Here is a 17,446-nt window from a genome sequence, read left to right on the forward strand (position 1 = left end):
GGAGCGTTTTGCAACGAGCTCGTTGTTACCTGTTAGGCGAACGTGCAGTCGTACTTGAACTTGAGCCGCCGGTTACGCTGGCCACTCAGCAACGGATTTGGGGCCTGTCGTCGCGATTAATGGCAAGACCTGAAGTCATTGAAGTGGTCCCGGGGATGAATAACATCACCGTGCTGCTGAGCGATCCGCAGCAGACGGCGCTGGATGCCATTGAGTGGTTACAGTCCTGGTGGGAAAAAAGCGAACAGTTGGAAATGACCTCACGCGAGGTTGAGATTCCGGTGGTTTATGGCGGTTCCGCCGGGCCGGATCTGGATGAGGTTGCCCGCCACAGTGGCTTAACGCCGCAACAGGTTGTCGAAGCCCATGCCAGCGGAAAATACGTGGTTTACTTTATCGGTTTCCAGCCTGGATTCCCGTATATGGCTGGGCTGGACGATCGCCTGCATACGCCACGGCGTGCCGAGCCAAGAGTGGCGGTGCCCGCCGGATCGGTAGGCATCGGCGGCAGCCAGACCGGCGTCTATCCGTTTTCCGCCCCTGGCGGCTGGCAGTTGATTGGTCAGACGGACATCACGTTGTTCAATCCAGTAAACCAGCCACCCACTTTCTTAAGGCCGGGCGACAGCGTGCGGTTTGTACCGCAGAAGGGAGGCTTATGCTGAAGATAATTCGCGCAGGAATGGCGACCACGTTGCAGGACGCCGGCCGCACCGGTTGGCGGCAGTACGGCGTCGGTCTGAGCGGGGTTCTCGATCGTCCCGCCATGGAAACCGCCAATCTGCTGGTGGGCAATGATAAAAACAGCGCGGTACTGGAGATTACGCTGGGGCAATTCAGTGCTGAATTCACCCGCGACGGCTGGATAGCGCTGACCGGCGCGGGATGCAGTGCCGAGCTGGACAGTCAGCCGGTGTGGACCGGCTGGCGAACGGCGGTGAAAAAGGGACAGCGGCTGACGTTAAGCATGCCGCACCGGGGCATGCGCAGCTATCTGGCGCTGGATGGCGGGTTTGCCGTCGAGCCAATGTTAGGTTCTTGCAGCACGGATGCCAAAGCCGGCTTTGGTGGCTTTAACGGCGGCCCGATTAAAGATGGCGATTTGCTGCCTCAGCGCGAGCCGCAACGGCACTTCCTGAAGCCGGTCGGCGTGCGCCAACTGCTGTTCGGTAACCGCATCCGGGTGATGATGGGGCCGGAATATCATGAGTTTACCCATGAGAGTCGTGAAGCGTTCTGGCGGACCGCCTGGAAACTTAATCCGCAAAGTAACCGTATGGGCTACCGCCTGCAGGGCCGGCCGCTGCAACGCAGCGAAAAGCGTGAAATGCTGTCGCACGGCCTGATCCCCGGCGTGATTCAGGTGCCGCCAAACGGTCAGCCGATTGTGCTGATGGCGGATGCGCAGACCACCGGCGGCTATCCGCGCATTGGCTGCGTGATCGAAGCCGATCTTTACCATCTGGCGCAGATCCGTCTGGGCGAGCCGATGCATTTTGTTTACTGCACGCTTGAAGAAGCGCTGAAAGCCAAACGCGACCAGCAACTGGCGCTGGAGCAAATGGCCTGGGGAGTGGAACATGAAAGTTGATCTTAATGCCGATCTGGGCGAAGGCTGCGCCAACGATCGTGACTTATTGCAGCTGGTGTCATCGGCCAATATCGCCTGTGGATTCCATGCCGGCGATGCGCAAACCATGCGTCAAAGCGTGTTATGGGCGCTGGAATTCGGCGTGGCCATCGGCGCACATCCGAGCTTTCCCGATCGGGAAAATTTTGGCCGCACGCGGATGCAGCTCCCTGCCGAAACCGTGTATGCCCAGATGATTTACCAGATTGGCGCACTGCAGGCGATCGCCCGCAGCGAAGGCGGCAAGCTGGTGCATGTGAAGCCGCACGGAATGCTCTATAACCAGGCCGCTCAGGAGCCTGAGCTGGCGGATGCGATTGCGCGGGCGGTGAAAGCTGTCGATCCGGCTTTGGTGCTGGTGGGGCTGGCCAACAGTGAATCCATTCGGGCCGGCAAGGCGCTGGGTCTGACCACGCGCGAAGAGGTTTTCGCCGATCGTGGCTATCAGGCCGACGGATCGCTGGTTCCGCGCAGCCAGCCAGGCGCGCTGATTGACAGCGATCAACAGGCCATCGAGCAGACCCTGAGCATGATCCAGCAGGGCAAGGTGAAGAGCCTCAGCGGTGAATGGGTGAACGTCAATGCTGACACCGTTTGCCTGCACGGCGATGGCGCACACGCAATGGCTTTTGCCGCCCAGCTCCGTCAGGCCTTTAAGCAACAACAGATTCAGGTCACCAGCCTTTAAGGCAATAACGCGTTGAAACGCGGCAGATTCCTCAACTCGGTTGGGGAATTTTTTTTATCAATACCGGGAGGATGTATATGGAAAGTGCAGTGAATTTGTGGCCACTGGCAGGGATTGTGGCCATCGTCATCGGTTTTTTACTCCGGTTTAACCCGGTGCTGGTGGTGATCGTCTCCGGACTGATTACCGGGCTGGCCGCGCATATGCCGCTGGGCGATATTCTGGAAAAGCTGGGCTCAGGATTTCTCAACACCCGTAACCTGCCGCTGATCCTGTTGTTGCCGCTGGCCGTTATCGGCCTGCTGGAGCGTCACGGTCTGAAGCAGCGGGCCCAGGCGTGGATCGCTCAGATTAAAACCGCCACAGCCGGACGCCTGCTGATTGTGTATCTGTTCGTGCGTGAAATCACCGCCGCGATGGGCCTGACCAGTCTGGGTGGGCATCCGCAAATGGTGCGTCCGCTGCTGGCACCGATGGCCGAAGGGGCCACCGAAAACCGCTATGGCGAGTTGCCTGACAGCGTTCGCCATCGCCTGCGCGCGATGTCGGCCGCAACCGATAACGTCGGCCTGTTCTTTGGCGAAGATATCTTTGTCGCCTTTGGCGCGATCATCTTTATGCATAACTTTATGCAGGAATCCGCCGGAATTCAGACCGAGCCGCTGCATATTGCGCTGTGGGGCATTCCGACCGCTGTCTGCGCGTTTCTGATCCACGCCGTGCGCTTACGCCGCCTGGATAAAACCATTGCCAAAGAACTGTCTGCACTGAATAACACCGCGTTGAAAGCGAAGGGAGGCCGCTAATGTTCCAGCAACAATATCTGTTCTGGCTGGCGGGAATTATCCTGCTGGTGGTCGCCGTGATGTCCTGGCGCGACAAAGGAAACCCACGCCGCTTAACCACCGGGCTGTTCTGGGCACTGTACGGGCTGGTGTTTTTCGTCGGTGACTGGGCGGTTGAGCTGCTTGGCGCACGTTCACTGCACATTGTGATAGGCGTGATGGTGGTGGTGATGGCGTTGATTGCCGGTCTGGGCGGCGTGAAGCTGGGCTCATACCATCAGCGCAGCGAAGAGCAGAAAGAGCAAAGCGCTCAGCGCTTACGCAACAAACTGTTCCTGCCGGCGTTAGCCATCCCGGTGGTGACGGTGATTGGCGTGCTGGCCTTCAATAATATTCCGGGGTTGCAGGAAGGGCTGTTTGGTCCGGGGAATCACTCCACGCTGGTGACGTTATTCTCAATGATGGTCGGCTGCGTGATCGGCTGGCTGATCGCCCTGAAACTCACCCATGAAGGCCCGGCGCAGTCGGTGCAGGAAGCGCGTCGCCTGCTGGATGCCATCGGTTGGGCATTTATTCTGCCGCAAATCCTTGCCACCTTAGGTCTGCTGTTCACCAGCGCCGGCGTTGGCACGGCGATTTCGCACCTGACCGAAACCTACCTGGCGGTAGATAACCGCTTTATTGCCGTTGCCACCTATGCCATCGGCATGGCGCTGCTGACCATGGTGATGGGCAATGCCTTTGCCGCATTCCCGATTGTTACCGCCGGCATTGGTATTCCGATCCTGGTGCTGCAACACCATGGCAATCCGGCGGTCATGGCGGCGATTGGCATGTTCTCCGGCTATTGCGGCACGCTGATGACGCCCATGGCGGCCAACTTCAATATTGTCCCGGCGGCGCTGCTCGAACTGCCTGACCGCAATGCGGTGATCAAGGCTCAGGTGCCCACCGGCGTGCTATTGTTAATAGCCAATATCTTCCTTCTGTATTTCATGATGTTCCTGTGAGGCCACAATGAAGACCGTTTTGATTACCGCTTTCGAGCCGTTCGGAGGCGAGCTGGTGAACCCGTCGTGGGAAGCCGTCAGCCATCTGCATGAGCGCATGGTGTGCGGAGCAAAAGTGATGGCCAAACAGCTGCCCTGTGCTTTTGGCGACTCGCTGACCGCGTTGTATGCCGCCATTGAAGAGTTGAAACCGGATCTGGTGATTGCCGTAGGGCAGGCGGGGGGGCGTACCGATGTGACCATCGAGCGCGTCGGCATCAATGTCGATGATGCCCGCATTCCTGATAACCTGGGGAATCAGCCGATTGACGAAGAGATTGTCGAGGATGGGCCGGTGGCCTACTTCTCCACGCTGCCGATTAAGGCGATTGTCGAAGGGATCCGCGAAGCGGGGATCCCGGCGTCCGTCTCTCAGACGGCGGGCACCTATGTCTGCAATCACGTGATGTACGGGCTGATGCATTATCTGGAAAAATACAACAGCCTGGCAAAGAACAAGACCAAAATCCGCGGTGGGTTTATCCATATTCCTTACCTGCCTGAACAGGCGGTTAAACATCCTGGCGTGGCGAGCATGCCGGCGGCGACGGTGATCCTCGCGCTGGAAATGGCGCTGAGCATTGCGCTGACCGTTGAAAAGGATATTCGTCTGGAAGGCGGCGCCACACACTGAGACTGAACGGGTGAATCATGCCAGAAGGACCTGAAATCCGCCGCGCGGCGGATAAGCTGGAGAAAGCGATCAAGGGGAAAACGCTGACCGACGTCTGGTTTGCTTTTCCTCAGCTAAAAACCTACGAACCGGCATTGCTTGGCGAACGGGTTGAGGCGATTGAAACGCGGGGCAAAGCGATGCTGACCCACTTTTCTAATGGCCTGACGCTTTACAGCCATAACCAGCTGTATGGCGTCTGGCGGGTGGCGAAAAGCGGCGTTGATCCTGCCACTAACCGCATTCTGCGCGTTCGTCTGGCGGCAGAAGATAAGGCCATTCTGCTTTACAGCGCCTCAGAGATTGAATTGCTAAATGCGGATACGCTGATGGCACATCCTTTTCTGCAGCGCGTAGGCCCGGACGTACTGGATATGACGTTAACCTCTGAGCAGGTTAAAGCGCGGTTGCTCTCACCCCGTTTCAGGCGACGTCAGTTCAGCGCGTTACTGTTGGATCAGGCTTTTCTGGCGGGATTAGGCAACTATCTGCGGGTAGAAATACTCTGGCTGGCAGGCCTGGCGCCGCAGCATAAAGCGCAGGACCTGACCGAAGAGCAGTTGGCGCTATTGGCTGACGCGTTACTGGCCATTCCGCGGCTTTCGTACCTCACGCGGGGAGTCAGTAAAGAGAATAAACATCACGGCGCGCTGTTCAGCTTTAAGGTGTTTCATCGGGCAGGGCAGCCGTGCGAGCGGTGCGGCGGCATCATTGAGAAAACGGTGCTTTCGTCGCGCCCGTTTTACTGGTGTCCGGGTTGCCAGCATTAACCAAAAAAAAACGCCGCGATTGCGGCGTTTTTTATGCGGTCTGGCGGATTACTTGGTGCCAGATTTGAAGTCACGCTTGTCGTAGCCGGTATACAGCTGACGCGGACGGGCAATTTTGATGCCGTCGTCGTGCATTTCTTTCCAGTGTGCAATCCAGCCCACGGTACGCGCCATCGCGAAGATCACGGTAAACATGGAAGACGGAATGCCCATCGCTTTCAGAATAATGCCTGAGTAGAAGTCGACGTTTGGATAGAGTTTACGCTCGATAAAGTACGGGTCGTTCAGCGCGATATCTTCCAGCTTCATCGCCACTTCCAACAGATCGTCCTTCATGCCCAGTTCGTTCAGCACTTCATGACAGGTCTCACGCATCACGGTTGCGCGCGGATCGTGGTTCTTATACACGCGGTGGCCGAAGCCCATCAGACGGAACGAATCGTTCTTGTCTTTTGCACGCTTCACGAACTCAGGAATGTGATCAACGGTGCTGATCTCTTCCAGCATACGCAGGGTCGCTTCGTTTGCGCCACCGTGGGCAGGTCCCCACAGGGAAGCGATCCCCGCGGCGATACAGGCAAACGGGTTAGCGCCAGAAGAACCGGCGGTACGCACGGTAGACGTGGAGGCGTTCTGCTCATGGTCGGCATGCAGGATCAAAATACGATCCATGGCGCGTTCCAGAATTGGGTTCACCACGTACTCTTCGCACGGCGTGGAGAACATCATATGCAGGAAGTTTCCGGCGTAAGACAGGTCGTTGCGTGGGTAAACGAAAGGCTGGCCGATCGAATATTTGTAACACATCGCCGCAACGGTCGGCATTTTGGACAGCAGGCGGAATGCCGCAATTTCGCGGTGACGCTCAATGTTAACGTCCATCGCATCATGATAAAACGCGGCCAGTGCACCGGTAACACCACACATTACCGCCATCGGATGAGAGTCACGACGGAAGCCACGGAACAGATGATGGATCTGCTCATGGATCATGGTATGGCGGGTTACGATGGTTTTGAATTCTTCAAACTGCTCTTTGGTAGGCGCTTCGCCATTCAGCAGGATGTAGCACACTTCCAGATAGTTGGAGTGCACAGCGAGTTGGTCGATCGGGAAACCACGGTGGAGCAGGATACCTTCATCACCGTCGATGTAGGTGATTTTAGATTCGCAGGACGCAGTAGAGGTGAAGCCTGGGTCAAAGGTGAAATACCCTTTGGATCCGAGGGTACGTACATCTATCTCGTCCTGGCCTAACGTGCCTTGCAACACATCAAGTTCAATAGGAGCTTCGCCTGGTAGGGTTAGCGTTGCTTTTTTATCAGCCATTTATTGTCTCCTTTGCGCCTTATCTATAGATCTTCGACACTCGAAATGCTCATTGTGTCCGCGCCTGCATAAAAAAGCGCAGTGTCGTCTCTGTGGCATCTTGTATCGTGCAGGGTACAGAGAGACGGGGCGTGCGCAGGCCGGGTGGGCACAACAGTACTGCGTTTCGCGGTTGTTAAAGATCCGGTCTGGTCGTAACTTGTTGGTAACCGATACCTGATACTTTGTACGTATATATCATCAATGTTACATAACTTGTGCTTAGGGGAAAGTGTATCCCCATAACTTTTGTGCATCATAGAACTTTTGATCGTCCGTTTGTAACAGGAATGTTGAAGTTTTGTCAAATCAGATAATTAAATTTGTATAAATTGTGAAAAATGTGAGTCGGATCACTGTTCCACCTAAATATGCCCAAGAAGTTTGTAGGGGAATTGTAATGAGTTTGTGAACCCCCTATACTTCCGCCAGGTCTCCGGAATACCCTGCAGTAGGAGCCACCCAGCGTTGCGTACGCGTCGTTTTGACACTGGATGTTGTTGTTTTAGTGCCTGGCGCAGTTTCTCCGTAACGCTGTCTGACCCGCCCTCAGGACCGGAGGAAGCAAAATAAGAAAGGCTGTGTGGGCAAAACCGTGAAAAAACAAAGACCTGTCAACTTGGATCTCTCCACGATCCGGTTTCCCGTTACTGCAATAGCGTCTATTCTCCATCGCGTATCTGGCGTCATTACGTTTGTGGCTGTTGGTATACTGCTCTGGTTACTGGGCCTGTCACTCTCATCTCCCGAAGGCTTCCTGCAAGCTTCTGCCGTCATGGGCAGCTTCTTTGTCAAATTCATCATGTGGGGCATTTTAACCGCACTGGCGTATCACATCGTCGGTGGGATTCGTCACATGCTGATGGACTTCGGATATCTGGGTGAAACGCTGCAAATTGGGACGCGCTCCGCGCAAATCTCTTTTGGTATCACTGTCGTGCTTTCAATTCTGGCTGGAGTCCTCGTATGGTAAGCAACGCTTCTGCATTGGGTCGCAACGGCGTTCATGACTGGCTGCTGCTGCGTGCTGCTGCGATGATCATGACGTTATACGTGATCTACATCCTCGGTTTCGTGGTGATGTCAGGAACCCTGACGTACGACATCTGGCGTGGCTTCTTTGCCTCCAACTTTACCAAAGTCTTCACCCTTCTGACGCTGTTCTCCATTCTGGTGCATGGCTGGATTGGGATGTGGCAGGTACTGACGGATTACATCAAGCCGGTTGCTATCCGCTTGATGCTGCAACTGGTGGTGGTGGTTGCGCTGTTGGTTTATGCCATTTATGGAACTGTTGTTGTGTGGGGTGCGTAATGAGTTTGCCAGTAAGAGAGTTTGACGCCGTAGTAATCGGCGCCGGTGGTGCAGGCATGCGTGCCGCGCTGCAGATTTCCCAATCGGGCCAGAGCTGTGCTCTGTTGTCCAAAGTTTTCCCGACCCGTTCCCATACCGTTTCTGCGCAGGGCGGTATCACCGTTGCGCTGGGTAACACCCATGAAGATAACTGGGAATGGCATATGTACGACACGGTGAAAGGCTCCGATTACATCGGAGACCAGGACGCCATTGAATATATGTGTAAAACCGGACCGGAAGCGATTCTGGAACTGGAACACATGGGCCTGCCTTTCTCCCGTCTGGACGATGGCCGCATTTATCAGCGTCCGTTTGGTGGCCAGTCGAAGAACTTCGGCGGTGAGCAGGCGGCGCGTACCGCGGCGGCGGCTGACCGTACCGGCCATGCGTTATTGCATACCCTTTATCAGCAGAACCTGAAAAACAAGACCACTATCTTCTCCGAGTGGTATGCGTTGGATCTGGTGAAAAATGCGGACGGCGCCATTGTCGGCTGTACCGCACTGAATATTGAAGATGGCGAAGTCGTCTACTTTAAAGCGCGCGCAACGGTTCTGGCGACCGGCGGTGCAGGACGTATTTACCAGTCCACCACCAATGCCCACATCAATACCGGTGACGGCGTTGGTATGGCACTGCGTGCCGGCGTACCGGTACAGGACATGGAAATGTGGCAGTTCCACCCAACCGGTATCGCCGGCGCGGGTGTGCTGGTGACCGAAGGCTGTCGTGGTGAAGGTGGTTACCTGTTGAACAAACACGGTGAACGCTTTATGGAGCGTTATGCGCCAAACGCCAAAGACCTTGCCGGTCGTGACGTGGTTGCCCGTTCAATGATGATCGAAATCCGTGAAGGTCGTGGTTGCGAAGGTCCGTGGGGCCCGCACATCAAACTGAAACTGGATCACCTCGGTCACGAAGTGCTGGAAGCGCGTCTGCCAGGTATTCTGGAACTGTCCCGCACCTTTGCTCACGTCGATCCGGTTAAAGAACCGATCCCGGTTATCCCTACCTGCCACTATATGATGGGCGGTATTCCGACCCGCGTAACCGGTCAGGCGCTGACGGTAAATGAGAAGGGCGAAGATACCCTGGTGCCAGGACTGTTTGCGGTGGGTGAGATTGCCTGCGTATCGGTTCATGGTTCTAACCGTCTGGGCGGCAATTCGCTGCTGGATCTGGTGGTGTTTGGTCGTGCGGCGGGTCTGCACCTGCTGGAATCTATTCAAGAGCAGGGCGAGCTGAAAGACGCAACCGAAGAAGAGATCGAAGCGTCTCTGGCCCGCATGAACCGCTGGAACAACAACACCACCGGCGAGGATCCTGCCGAGCTGCGCAAAGCCCTGCAAACCTGTATGCAGAACAACTTCTCGGTGTTCCGTGAAGGCGATGCGATGGCAAAAGGTCTGGAAGAGCTGAAAGTTCTGCGTGAACGCCTGAAAGGCGCCCGTCTGGATGACCGTTCAAGCGACTTCAATACCCAGCGTATTGAGTGCCTTGAGCTGGATAACCTGATGGAAACGGCCTATGCAACGGCCGTCGCGGCGAACTACCGCACCGAAAGCCGTGGCGCGCACAGCCGCTTCGACTACCCAGAACGTGACGATGCAAACTGGTTATGCCACAGCGTGTATCTGCCGCAGAGCGAAAGCATGACTCGCCGTGAGGTGAACATGGAGCCGAAACTGCGCGCGGCGTTCCCGCCGAAAGCACGTACTTACTAGTTTGCGGAGATAAGCGATGAGACTCGAATTTTCTATTTATCGTTACAACCCGGAAGTTGACGATGCTCCGCACATGCAGGAGTACAGCCTGGAATCCGAAGAAGGGCGCGACATGATGCTGCTGGACGCGCTGATGCGTCTGAAGGAAAAGGACCCGACGCTGGCTTTCCGTCGCTCCTGCCGCGAGGGCGTTTGCGGTTCCGATGGCATCAACATGAACGGTAAAAACGGTCTGGCCTGTATCACACCTGTTTCCGCCCTTGGCGGCGGCAGTAAAAAAATTGTGATCCGTCCTTTACCGGGTTTACCGGTGATCCGTGATTTGGTGGTGGACATGGGGCAATTCTACACTCAGTATGAGAAGATTAAGCCTTACCTATTGAATAATGGGGAAAATCCACCGGCGCGTGAGCATCTGCAGGAGCCGGAACAGCGTGAAAAACTGGATGGCCTGTACGAATGTATCCTGTGTGCATGCTGCTCAACGTCCTGCCCATCTTTCTGGTGGAACCCGGACAAATTTATCGGTCCGGCTGGGTTGCTGGCAGCCTACCGTTTCCTGATCGACGACCGTGATACCGAAACGGATGCGCGCCTGGATAATCTGAACGATGCTTTCAGCGTATTCCGGTGTCACAGCATCATGAACTGTGTGAGCGTATGTCCTAAAGGACTTAACCCTACGCGCGCCATCGGCCACATTAAGTCGATGCTGCTGCAAAGAGGCGCATAAGCGCACCTCATCCGGGAACCGCGAGGTTCCCGGTTGTTTTACCAGGAAACCCTGCCAAGCTTATCTTCGGGTTGGCTTTGCAAGGTTCCCTTACGGGCCCGGGCGCCAGCAGTCGCGCACAGCGCTCGTATCGATGAACTTTCAGGCTGCGTCCCGCGTTGTTAGCGGAACACAGCCGAGGGCAAGCCGCTTATGCGGCGTGGGGCCTGCAAAGGCCCTGTTAAATAATCACGGCGAACTAAAGCACAAAATGCTTAAGGGATCACAATGCAGAACAGCGCGATGAAACCCTGGCTGGACTCCTCCTGGCTGGCCGGCGCGAACCAGACCTACATAGAGCAGCTCTATGAGGACTATCTAACTGATCCTGACTCTGTTGATGTTGCCTGGAAAGAGCTCTTTCAGCAGCTTCCAGGTCAAGGGGTCAGACCGGAACAATTTCACTCGAGCACACGCGAGTACTTCCGCCGTCTGGCGAAAGATGCCACGCGTTACACCTCTTCCGTAAGCGATCCTGATACCAATGCCAAGCAGGTTAAGGTTCTCCAGCTGATCAACGCCTTTCGTTTCCGCGGACATCAGCTGGCAAACCTCGATCCGTTAGGCCTGTGGCAGAATGAATCCGTGCCGGATCTGGATCCTAAATTCCACGATCTGAGCGAAGCGGATTTCCAGGAAACCTTCAACGTCGGTTCATTTGCTTTCGGCAAAGACACCATGAAGCTGGCGGATCTTTACGCCTTGCTGAAGCAGACCTACTGCGGCTCGATCGGTGCTGAGTATATGCACATCACCAACACCGAAGAGAAACGCTGGATCCAACAGCGCATCGAATCGGTGGCCGGACAGGCATCTTTCTCCACCGCGGAAAAGAAAGGTTTCCTGAAACAGCTGACCGCAGCCGAAGGCCTTGAGCGTTACCTCGGCGCGAAATTCCCGGGCGCCAAGCGCTTCTCGCTGGAAGGCGGCGATGCACTGGTGCCAATGCTGAACGAGATGATCCACCATTCAGGCAAAAGCGGCACCCGTGAAGTGGTGCTGGGCATGGCCCACCGTGGTCGTCTGAATGTGCTGATCAACGTGCTGGGTAAAAAGCCGCAGGACCTGTTTGACGAGTTCGCTGGCAAGCACAAAGAGCATCTCGGTACCGGTGACGTGAAGTACCATATGGGCTTCTCTTCCGACGTAGAAACCGAGGGCGGCATGGTTCACCTGGCGCTGGCGTTTAACCCGTCGCACCTTGAGATCGTCAGCCCGGTAGTGATGGGGTCTGTGCGTGCGCGTCTGGATCGTCTCGACGAGCCGGGCAGCAATAAAGTTCTGCCAATCACCATTCACGGTGATGCGGCGATCATTGGTCAGGGTGTGGTTCAGGAAACGCTGAACATGTCTCAGGCTCGCGGCTATGAAGTCGGCGGCACCGTGCGCATCGTGATCAACAACCAGATTGGTTTCACCACCTCCAATCCGAAAGATGCCCGTTCAACCCAGTACTGTACCGATATCGGTAAAATGGTGCTGGCGCCAATCTTCCACGTGAATGCCGATGACCCGGAAGCGGTGGCCTTTGTGACCCGCCTGGCGTTGGATTTCCGTAACACCTTCAAGCGTGATGTCTTCATCGATCTGGTCTGTTATCGCCGTCACGGCCATAACGAAGCGGATGAGCCAAGTGCGACTCAGCCGGTGATGTATCAGAAGATCAAAAAGCATCCGACCCCGCGCAAACTCTATGCCGATCGTCTCGAAAGCGAGAAGATTGCCAGCCTGGAAGATGCCACGGAAATGGTCAACCTGTACCGCGACGCGCTGGATGCCGGCGAATGCGTGGTGCCTGAATGGCGTCCGATGAGCCTGCACTCCTTCACCTGGTCGCCGTATCTGAACCATGACTGGGATGAAAGCTATCAGGAAACCTTAGACCTGAAGCGCCTGCAAGAGCTGGCTAAACGCATCAGTAGCGTGCCGGAAGCCATTGAAATGCAGTCCCGCGTGGCGAAGATCTATAACGATCGCGCTGAGATGGCCGCAGGCAACAAACCGTTCGACTGGGGCGCTGCCGAGAACCTGGCCTATGCCACGCTGGTTGATGAAGGCATTCCGTGCCGTCTTTCCGGTGAAGACATGGGACGTGGCACCTTCTTCCACCGCCATGCGGTGATCCATAACCAGTCTAACGGCTCAACCTATACCCCGCTGATGCACGTGCATAACGGTCAGGGCACCTTCAAAGTCTGGGACTCCGTCCTGTCTGAAGAAGCGGTGCTGGCGTTCGAATACGGTTATGCCACGGCAGAACCGCGCACGCTGACCATCTGGGAAGCGCAGTTTGGTGACTTTGCCAACGGTGCTCAGGTGGTTATCGACCAGTTCATCAGCTCCGGCGAGCAGAAATGGGGCCGTATGTGCGGTCTGGTAATGCTGCTGCCGCACGGTTACGAAGGGCAGGGCCCGGAGCACTCATCTGCCCGTCTGGAACGTTATCTGCAGCTTTGCGCTGAGCAGAACATGCAGGTTTGCGTGCCGTCAACGCCGGCTCAGGTTTACCATATGCTGCGTCGTCAGGCGCTGCGCGGTATGCGCCGTCCGTTGATCGTCATGTCACCGAAATCTCTGCTGCGTCATCCGCTGGCGGTCTCTTCTCTGGAAGAGCTGGCAACGGGCGGCTTCCAGCCGGCAATTGGCGAGATCGACGCGCTTGACCCGAAAGGCGTGAAGCGTGTGGTGCTCTGCTCCGGTAAGGTCTATTACGATCTGCTGGACAAGCGTCGCAAAAACGAGCAAACCGATGTCGCTATCGTGCGTATCGAACAGCTGTATCCGTTCCCGCACAAAGCGGTTCAGGATGTGCTGCAGCAATATTCGCATGTGCATGATTTCGTGTGGTGCCAGGAAGAGCCGCTTAATCAGGGCGCATGGTTCTGCAGCCAGCACCACTTCCGTGAAGTGGTTCCTTTTGGGGCTTCATTACGTTACGCCGGCCGCCCCGCCTCCGCCTCGCCGGCAGTTGGCTATATGTCCGTTCACCAGCAGCAGCAGCAAGATCTGGTAAATGACGCGCTGAACGTTAATTAATTCAAGGAAAAATAATGAGTAGCGTAGAGATCATCGTTCCCGACCTGCCTGAATCCGTTGCCGATGCCACCGTGGCAACCTGGCACAAAAAACCAGGCGATTCTGTCCAGCGCGACGAAGTGCTGGTAGAGATCGAAACCGACAAAGTGATTCTGGAAGTTCCGGCCACCGCCGATGGCGTGCTGGAAGCGATTCTGGAAGATGAAGGCGCAACAGTTATCTCTCGTCAGGCGCTGGGTCGTCTGAAAGAAGGGAACAGCGGCGGCAAAGCAAGCTCTGCCAAAGTTGAAGAGCAGGATTCTACCCCGGCACAGCGTCAGAGCGCTTCTCTGGAAGAAGAGAGCAACGACGCGCTCAGCCCGGCTATCCGCCGCCTGATTGCTGAACACAACCTCGACGCGGCCGCCATCAAAGGTACCGGCGTCGGTGGACGTTTGACGCGTGAAGACGTTGAAAAACACCTGGCGAAAAAACCTGAAGCCGCCGCGAAAGCGCCTGCTGCAGCCGCGCCTTCTGCGCCAGCCGCCGCTCTGCCAGGCCGCAGCGAGAAGCGCGTTCCAATGACCCGTCTGCGTAAGCGCATTGCCGAGCGTCTGTTGGAAGCGAAAAACAGCACCGCGATGTTGACCACCTTTAACGAAGTCAACATGCAGCCAATCATGAACCTGCGTAAGCAGTACGGCGAAGCGTTTGAAAAACGTCACGGCGTGCGTCTGGGCTTCATGTCCTTCTACCTGAAAGCGGTTGTTGAAGCGCTGAAACGCTTCCCGGAAGTCAATGCGTCTATCGACGGCGAAGACGTTGTTTACCACAACTACTTTGACGTCAGCATCGCTGTTTCCACCCCGCGTGGGCTGGTCACGCCAGTGCTGAAAGATATCGATGCGCTGGGTATGGCCGATATCGAGAAGAAAATCAAAGAGCTGGCAGTGAAAGGCCGTGACGGGAAACTGACCGTTGACGAACTGACTGGCGGTAACTTCACCATCACCAACGGCGGCGTGTTCGGTTCCCTGATGTCCACGCCGATCATCAACCCACCGCAGAGTGCCATCCTCGGCATGCATGCGATCAAAGATCGTCCTATGGCGGTTAATGGTCAGGTTGTGATCCTGCCAATGATGTATCTGGCCCTCTCTTACGATCACCGCCTGATCGACGGTAAAGAATCCGTCAGCTACCTGGTGGCGATCAAAGAGCTGCTGGAAGATCCGTCAAGGCTGCTGCTGGACGTTTAATCCCTGTCGGGTGCGGCCTGGTGCTGCACCCAACCCTATGTGTGGCCGACACTCTGGCAACCGCCAGATTCGGCCAAGTTTTTTCCGACCTGAATGGATAGAACATCATGAACTTACACGAATATCAGGCAAAACAGTTGTTTGCACGGTATGGTTTACCGGCACCAACCGGCTATGCCTGCACCACTCCACGTGAAGCTGAAGAAGCCGCCTCAAAGATTGGCGCCGGTCCGTGGGTAGTGAAATGTCAGGTTCATGCCGGAGGCCGTGGTAAAGCGGGCGGTGTGAAGGTAGTGAAGAGCAAGGAAGAGATCCGTGCTTTCGCTGAACACTGGCTGGGCAAACGCCTGACCACCTATCAGACTGATGCCAATGGCCAGCCGGTAAACCAGATCCTGGTTGAAGCGGCAACGGATATCGACCAGGAACTCTACCTGGGTGCCGTGGTTGACCGTGCGACCCGTCGCGTGGTGTTTATGGCCTCGACCGAAGGCGGCGTGGAAATTGAGAAAGTGGCGGAAGAAACCCCGCACCTGATCCACCAGATGGCGCTGGATCCATTGACCGGTCCTCAGCCTTATCAGGCCCGCGAACTGGCCTTCAAACTGGGTCTGACCGGTAAGCAGGTTGGCCAGTTCACCAAGATCTTTATGGGTCTGGCCACGCTGTTCCTGGAGCGCGATCTGGCACTGGTTGAGATCAACCCGCTGGTGATCACCAAGCAGGGCGATCTGATCTGCCTCGACGGCAAACTGACTGCGGATGGCAATGCTCTGTTCCGTCAGCCGGAACTGCGTGAAATGCGCGATCCAAGCCAGGAAGATGCCCGTGAAGCGCAGGCTGCACAGTGGGAACTGAACTATGTGGCACTGGAAGGCAACATCGGTTGTATGGTTAACGGCGCAGGCCTGGCGATGGGTACCATGGACATCGTTAAGCTGAGCGGCGGCCAGCCTGCTAACTTCCTGGACGTTGGCGGCGGCGCAACCAAAGAGCGCGTGACCGAAGCCTTCAAAATCATCCTGTCTGACGACGCGGTGAAAGCGGTATTTGTGAACATTTTCGGCGGCATCGTACGCTGCGACCTGATTGCTGATGGCATCATCGGCGCGGTTGAAGAAGTCGGTGTGAACGTGCCAGTGGTGGTGCGTCTGGAAGGTAACAATGCCGAGCTGGGTGCCAAAAAACTGGCAGACAGCGGTCTGAACATCATTGCAGCAACCAGCCTGAGTGACGCGGCGCAGCGCGTTGTTGCCGCAGCGGAGGGTAAATAATGTCCATTTTGATCGATAAGAACACCAAAGTAATCTGCCAGGGCTTCACCGGTGGCCAGGGAACTTTCCACTCCGAGCAGGCGCTGGCCTATGGCACGCAGCTGGTTGGCGGCGTAACGCCAGGTAAAGGCGGCACCGAGCATCTGGGTCTGCCGGTGTTCAACACCGTGCGTGAAGCGGTAGAAGCAACGGGCGCAACCGCCTCGGTCATCTACGTTCCGGCCCCGTTCTGTAAAGACGGTATCCTGGAAGCGATCGAAGCGGGCATTAAGCTGATCATCACCATCACGGAAGGCATTCCTACCCTGGATATGCTGACGGTGAAAGTGAAGCTGGATGAAGCTGGCGTGCGTATGATTGGCCCGAACTGCCCAGGTGTGATCACCCCTGGCGCCTGCAAAATCGGCATCATGCCGGGTCACATTCACCAGCCAGGCCGTATCGGCATCGTTTCACGTTCCGGTACCCTGACGTATGAAGCCGTTAAGCAGACCACAGACATCGGCTACGGCCAGTCTACCTGCGTCGGTATCGGTGGTGACCCGATCCCAGGTTCAAACTTCATTGATATCCTGAAACTGTTCCAGGAAGATCCACAGACCGAAGCGATTGTGATGATCGGTGAAATCGGCGGCAGCGCGGAAGAAGAAGCGGCAGCCTTTATCAAAGAGCACGTCACCAAGCCGGTTGTCGGTTATATCGCGGGCGTGACTGCGCCGAAAGGTAAGCGTATGGGCCATGCTGGCGCCATCATCGCGGGCGGTAAAGGCACAGCAGACGAGAAGTTTGCCGCGCTGGAAGCTGCAGGCGTGAAAACCGTGCGTAGCCTGGCCGATATCGGCGACGCGGTTAAAGCGGTTCTGCCGAATTAACTGACGCTTTCTGGAATACCTTCTAAGGCCACCTTCGGGTGGCCTTTTTAATGTGTTCAAAAAAAGTGATGCCAAAGAGGGTGTATCGCAGGCAAAGCTGAGAAACCTGACTAAGATTAGGGAAGCTGGCCGCGTTAAATTTTACCGGAAACTATTACTTAATTATTTCAAATTAGAGTTCATTTAAAACAATAAATTAACAACTTCACCC

General features: G+C 56.0%; 16 protein-coding genes. 15 read left to right on the plus strand and 1 reads right to left on the minus strand.

Annotated elements, in window-relative coordinates; genetic code table 11:
* Nucleotides 1-8 precede the first annotated feature (8 nt).
* From pxpB to nei, 7 genes are all read left to right on the plus strand, one after another.
* Nucleotides 9-665 (plus strand): 5-oxoprolinase subunit PxpB, encoded by a 657-nt coding sequence (gene pxpB / locus E2F51_RS13700; RefSeq protein ID WP_013201312.1) that lies wholly within the window; start codon nt 9-11, stop codon nt 663-665.
* A complete protein-coding gene (gene pxpC / locus E2F51_RS13705; protein ID WP_013201313.1) occupies nt 659-1,591 on the plus strand; it encodes a 5-oxoprolinase subunit PxpC in 933 nt (310 codons plus the stop codon). Before pxpB ends, pxpC begins: the two co-directional genes overlap by 7 nt.
* A complete protein-coding gene (gene pxpA / locus E2F51_RS13710; protein WP_134823713.1) occupies nt 1,581-2,318 on the plus strand; it encodes a 5-oxoprolinase subunit PxpA in 738 nt (245 codons plus the stop codon). The genes pxpC and pxpA overlap by 11 nt, the downstream gene beginning before the upstream one ends.
* Nucleotides 2,319-2,395: 77 nt before the next feature.
* Entirely contained in the window at nt 2,396-3,124 is a 729-nt protein-coding gene (locus tag E2F51_RS13715) for a DUF969 domain-containing protein (protein WP_013201315.1), read from the plus strand.
* The gene (locus tag E2F51_RS13720; protein ID WP_013201316.1) at nt 3,124-4,113 is read left to right on the plus strand and encodes a DUF979 domain-containing protein; all 990 of its coding nucleotides are present in this window, start codon (nt 3,124-3,126) and stop codon (nt 4,111-4,113) included. Before E2F51_RS13715 ends, E2F51_RS13720 begins: the two co-directional genes overlap by 1 nt.
* A 7-nt stretch (nt 4,114-4,120) precedes the next feature.
* Nucleotides 4,121-4,786, plus strand: coding sequence for a pyroglutamyl-peptidase I (gene pcp, locus E2F51_RS13725; protein WP_134823714.1), 666 nt, complete (start codon nt 4,121-4,123; stop codon nt 4,784-4,786).
* A 17-nt stretch (nt 4,787-4,803) separates the two neighbouring features.
* On the plus strand, nt 4,804-5,595 hold the full coding sequence (gene nei / locus E2F51_RS13730; RefSeq protein ID WP_134823715.1) for an endonuclease VIII: 792 nt from the start codon (nt 4,804-4,806) through the stop codon (nt 5,593-5,595).
* Between the two features lie 48 nt (nt 5,596-5,643).
* Here nei and E2F51_RS13735 read toward each other — a convergent pair whose 3' ends face one another.
* A complete protein-coding gene (locus tag E2F51_RS13735; RefSeq protein WP_013201319.1) occupies nt 5,644-6,924 on the minus strand; it encodes a citrate synthase in 1,281 nt (426 codons plus the stop codon).
* A 622-nt stretch (nt 6,925-7,546) separates the two neighbouring features.
* Between E2F51_RS13735 and sdhC the strand changes: the two genes are divergently transcribed.
* The 8 genes from sdhC to sucD all read left to right on the plus strand — a co-directional run bounded on the left by sdhC (nt 7,547) and on the right by sucD (nt 17,235).
* A complete protein-coding gene (gene sdhC, locus E2F51_RS13745) occupies nt 7,547-7,936 on the plus strand; it encodes a succinate dehydrogenase cytochrome b556 subunit (RefSeq protein ID WP_013201320.1) in 390 nt (129 codons plus the stop codon).
* Nucleotides 7,930-8,277, plus strand: coding sequence for a succinate dehydrogenase membrane anchor subunit (gene sdhD / locus E2F51_RS13750; protein WP_053146075.1), 348 nt, complete (start codon nt 7,930-7,932; stop codon nt 8,275-8,277). The genes sdhC and sdhD overlap by 7 nt, the downstream gene beginning before the upstream one ends.
* The gene (gene sdhA / locus E2F51_RS13755) at nt 8,277-10,043 is read left to right on the plus strand and encodes a succinate dehydrogenase flavoprotein subunit (protein WP_134823717.1); all 1,767 of its coding nucleotides are present in this window, start codon (nt 8,277-8,279) and stop codon (nt 10,041-10,043) included. Before sdhD ends, sdhA begins: the two co-directional genes overlap by 1 nt.
* A 16-nt stretch (nt 10,044-10,059) precedes the next feature.
* A complete protein-coding gene (locus E2F51_RS13760) occupies nt 10,060-10,776 on the plus strand; it encodes a succinate dehydrogenase iron-sulfur subunit (protein ID WP_013201323.1) in 717 nt (238 codons plus the stop codon).
* Between the two features lie 267 nt (nt 10,777-11,043).
* Nucleotides 11,044-13,851 carry a 2-oxoglutarate dehydrogenase E1 component gene (sucA, locus tag E2F51_RS13765; RefSeq protein WP_013201324.1) on the plus strand — a complete coding sequence of 936 codons (2,808 nt, stop codon included), beginning with the start codon at nt 11,044-11,046 and terminating at the stop codon, nt 13,849-13,851.
* Nucleotides 13,852-13,865: 14 nt separating this feature from the next.
* Nucleotides 13,866-15,089 (plus strand): 2-oxoglutarate dehydrogenase complex dihydrolipoyllysine-residue succinyltransferase, encoded by a 1,224-nt coding sequence (gene odhB / locus E2F51_RS13770; RefSeq protein ID WP_013201325.1) that lies wholly within the window; start codon nt 13,866-13,868, stop codon nt 15,087-15,089.
* A 107-nt stretch (nt 15,090-15,196) separates the two neighbouring features.
* A complete protein-coding gene (sucC, locus tag E2F51_RS13775; RefSeq protein ID WP_134823718.1) occupies nt 15,197-16,363 on the plus strand; it encodes an ADP-forming succinate--CoA ligase subunit beta in 1,167 nt (388 codons plus the stop codon).
* Complete coding sequence (sucD, locus tag E2F51_RS13780) at nt 16,363-17,235, plus strand: succinate--CoA ligase subunit alpha (protein WP_134823719.1); 873 nt, start codon at nt 16,363-16,365, stop codon at nt 17,233-17,235. Before sucC ends, sucD begins: the two co-directional genes overlap by 1 nt.
* Nucleotides 17,236-17,446: the final 211 nt, after the last annotated feature.

It is taken from the genome of Erwinia sp. QL-Z3 (assembly GCF_004551645.1).
GTDB classification, from domain to species: domain Bacteria; phylum Pseudomonadota; class Gammaproteobacteria; order Enterobacterales; family Enterobacteriaceae; genus Erwinia; species Erwinia billingiae.

What these genes read in the sequence shown, in the direction of transcription:
- pxpC (WP_013201313.1), top strand. Translation starts at nt 659, where the DNA reads ATGCTGAAGATAATTCGCGCAGGAATGGCGACCACGTTGCAGGACGCC.
- pxpA (WP_134823713.1), top strand. Translation starts at nt 1,581, where the DNA reads ATGAAAGTTGATCTTAATGCCGATCTGGGCGAAGGCTGCGCCAACGAT.
- E2F51_RS13715 (WP_013201315.1), top strand. Translation starts at nt 2,396, where the DNA reads ATGGAAAGTGCAGTGAATTTGTGGCCACTGGCAGGGATTGTGGCCATC.
- E2F51_RS13720 (WP_013201316.1), top strand. Translation starts at nt 3,124, where the DNA reads ATGTTCCAGCAACAATATCTGTTCTGGCTGGCGGGAATTATCCTGCTG.
- pcp (WP_134823714.1), top strand. Translation starts at nt 4,121, where the DNA reads ATGAAGACCGTTTTGATTACCGCTTTCGAGCCGTTCGGAGGCGAGCTG.
- nei (WP_134823715.1), top strand. Translation starts at nt 4,804, where the DNA reads ATGCCAGAAGGACCTGAAATCCGCCGCGCGGCGGATAAGCTGGAGAAA.
- E2F51_RS13735 (WP_013201319.1), bottom strand. Translation starts at nt 6,924, where the DNA reads ATGGCTGATAAAAAAGCAACGCTAACCCTACCAGGCGAAGCTCCTATT.
- sdhD (WP_053146075.1), top strand. Translation starts at nt 7,930, where the DNA reads ATGGTAAGCAACGCTTCTGCATTGGGTCGCAACGGCGTTCATGACTGG.
- sdhA (WP_134823717.1), top strand. Translation starts at nt 8,277, where the DNA reads ATGAGTTTGCCAGTAAGAGAGTTTGACGCCGTAGTAATCGGCGCCGGT.
- E2F51_RS13760 (WP_013201323.1), top strand. Translation starts at nt 10,060, where the DNA reads ATGAGACTCGAATTTTCTATTTATCGTTACAACCCGGAAGTTGACGAT.
- sucA (WP_013201324.1), top strand. Translation starts at nt 11,044, where the DNA reads ATGCAGAACAGCGCGATGAAACCCTGGCTGGACTCCTCCTGGCTGGCC.
- odhB (WP_013201325.1), top strand. Translation starts at nt 13,866, where the DNA reads ATGAGTAGCGTAGAGATCATCGTTCCCGACCTGCCTGAATCCGTTGCC.
- sucC (WP_134823718.1), top strand. Translation starts at nt 15,197, where the DNA reads ATGAACTTACACGAATATCAGGCAAAACAGTTGTTTGCACGGTATGGT.
- sucD (WP_134823719.1), top strand. Translation starts at nt 16,363, where the DNA reads ATGTCCATTTTGATCGATAAGAACACCAAAGTAATCTGCCAGGGCTTC.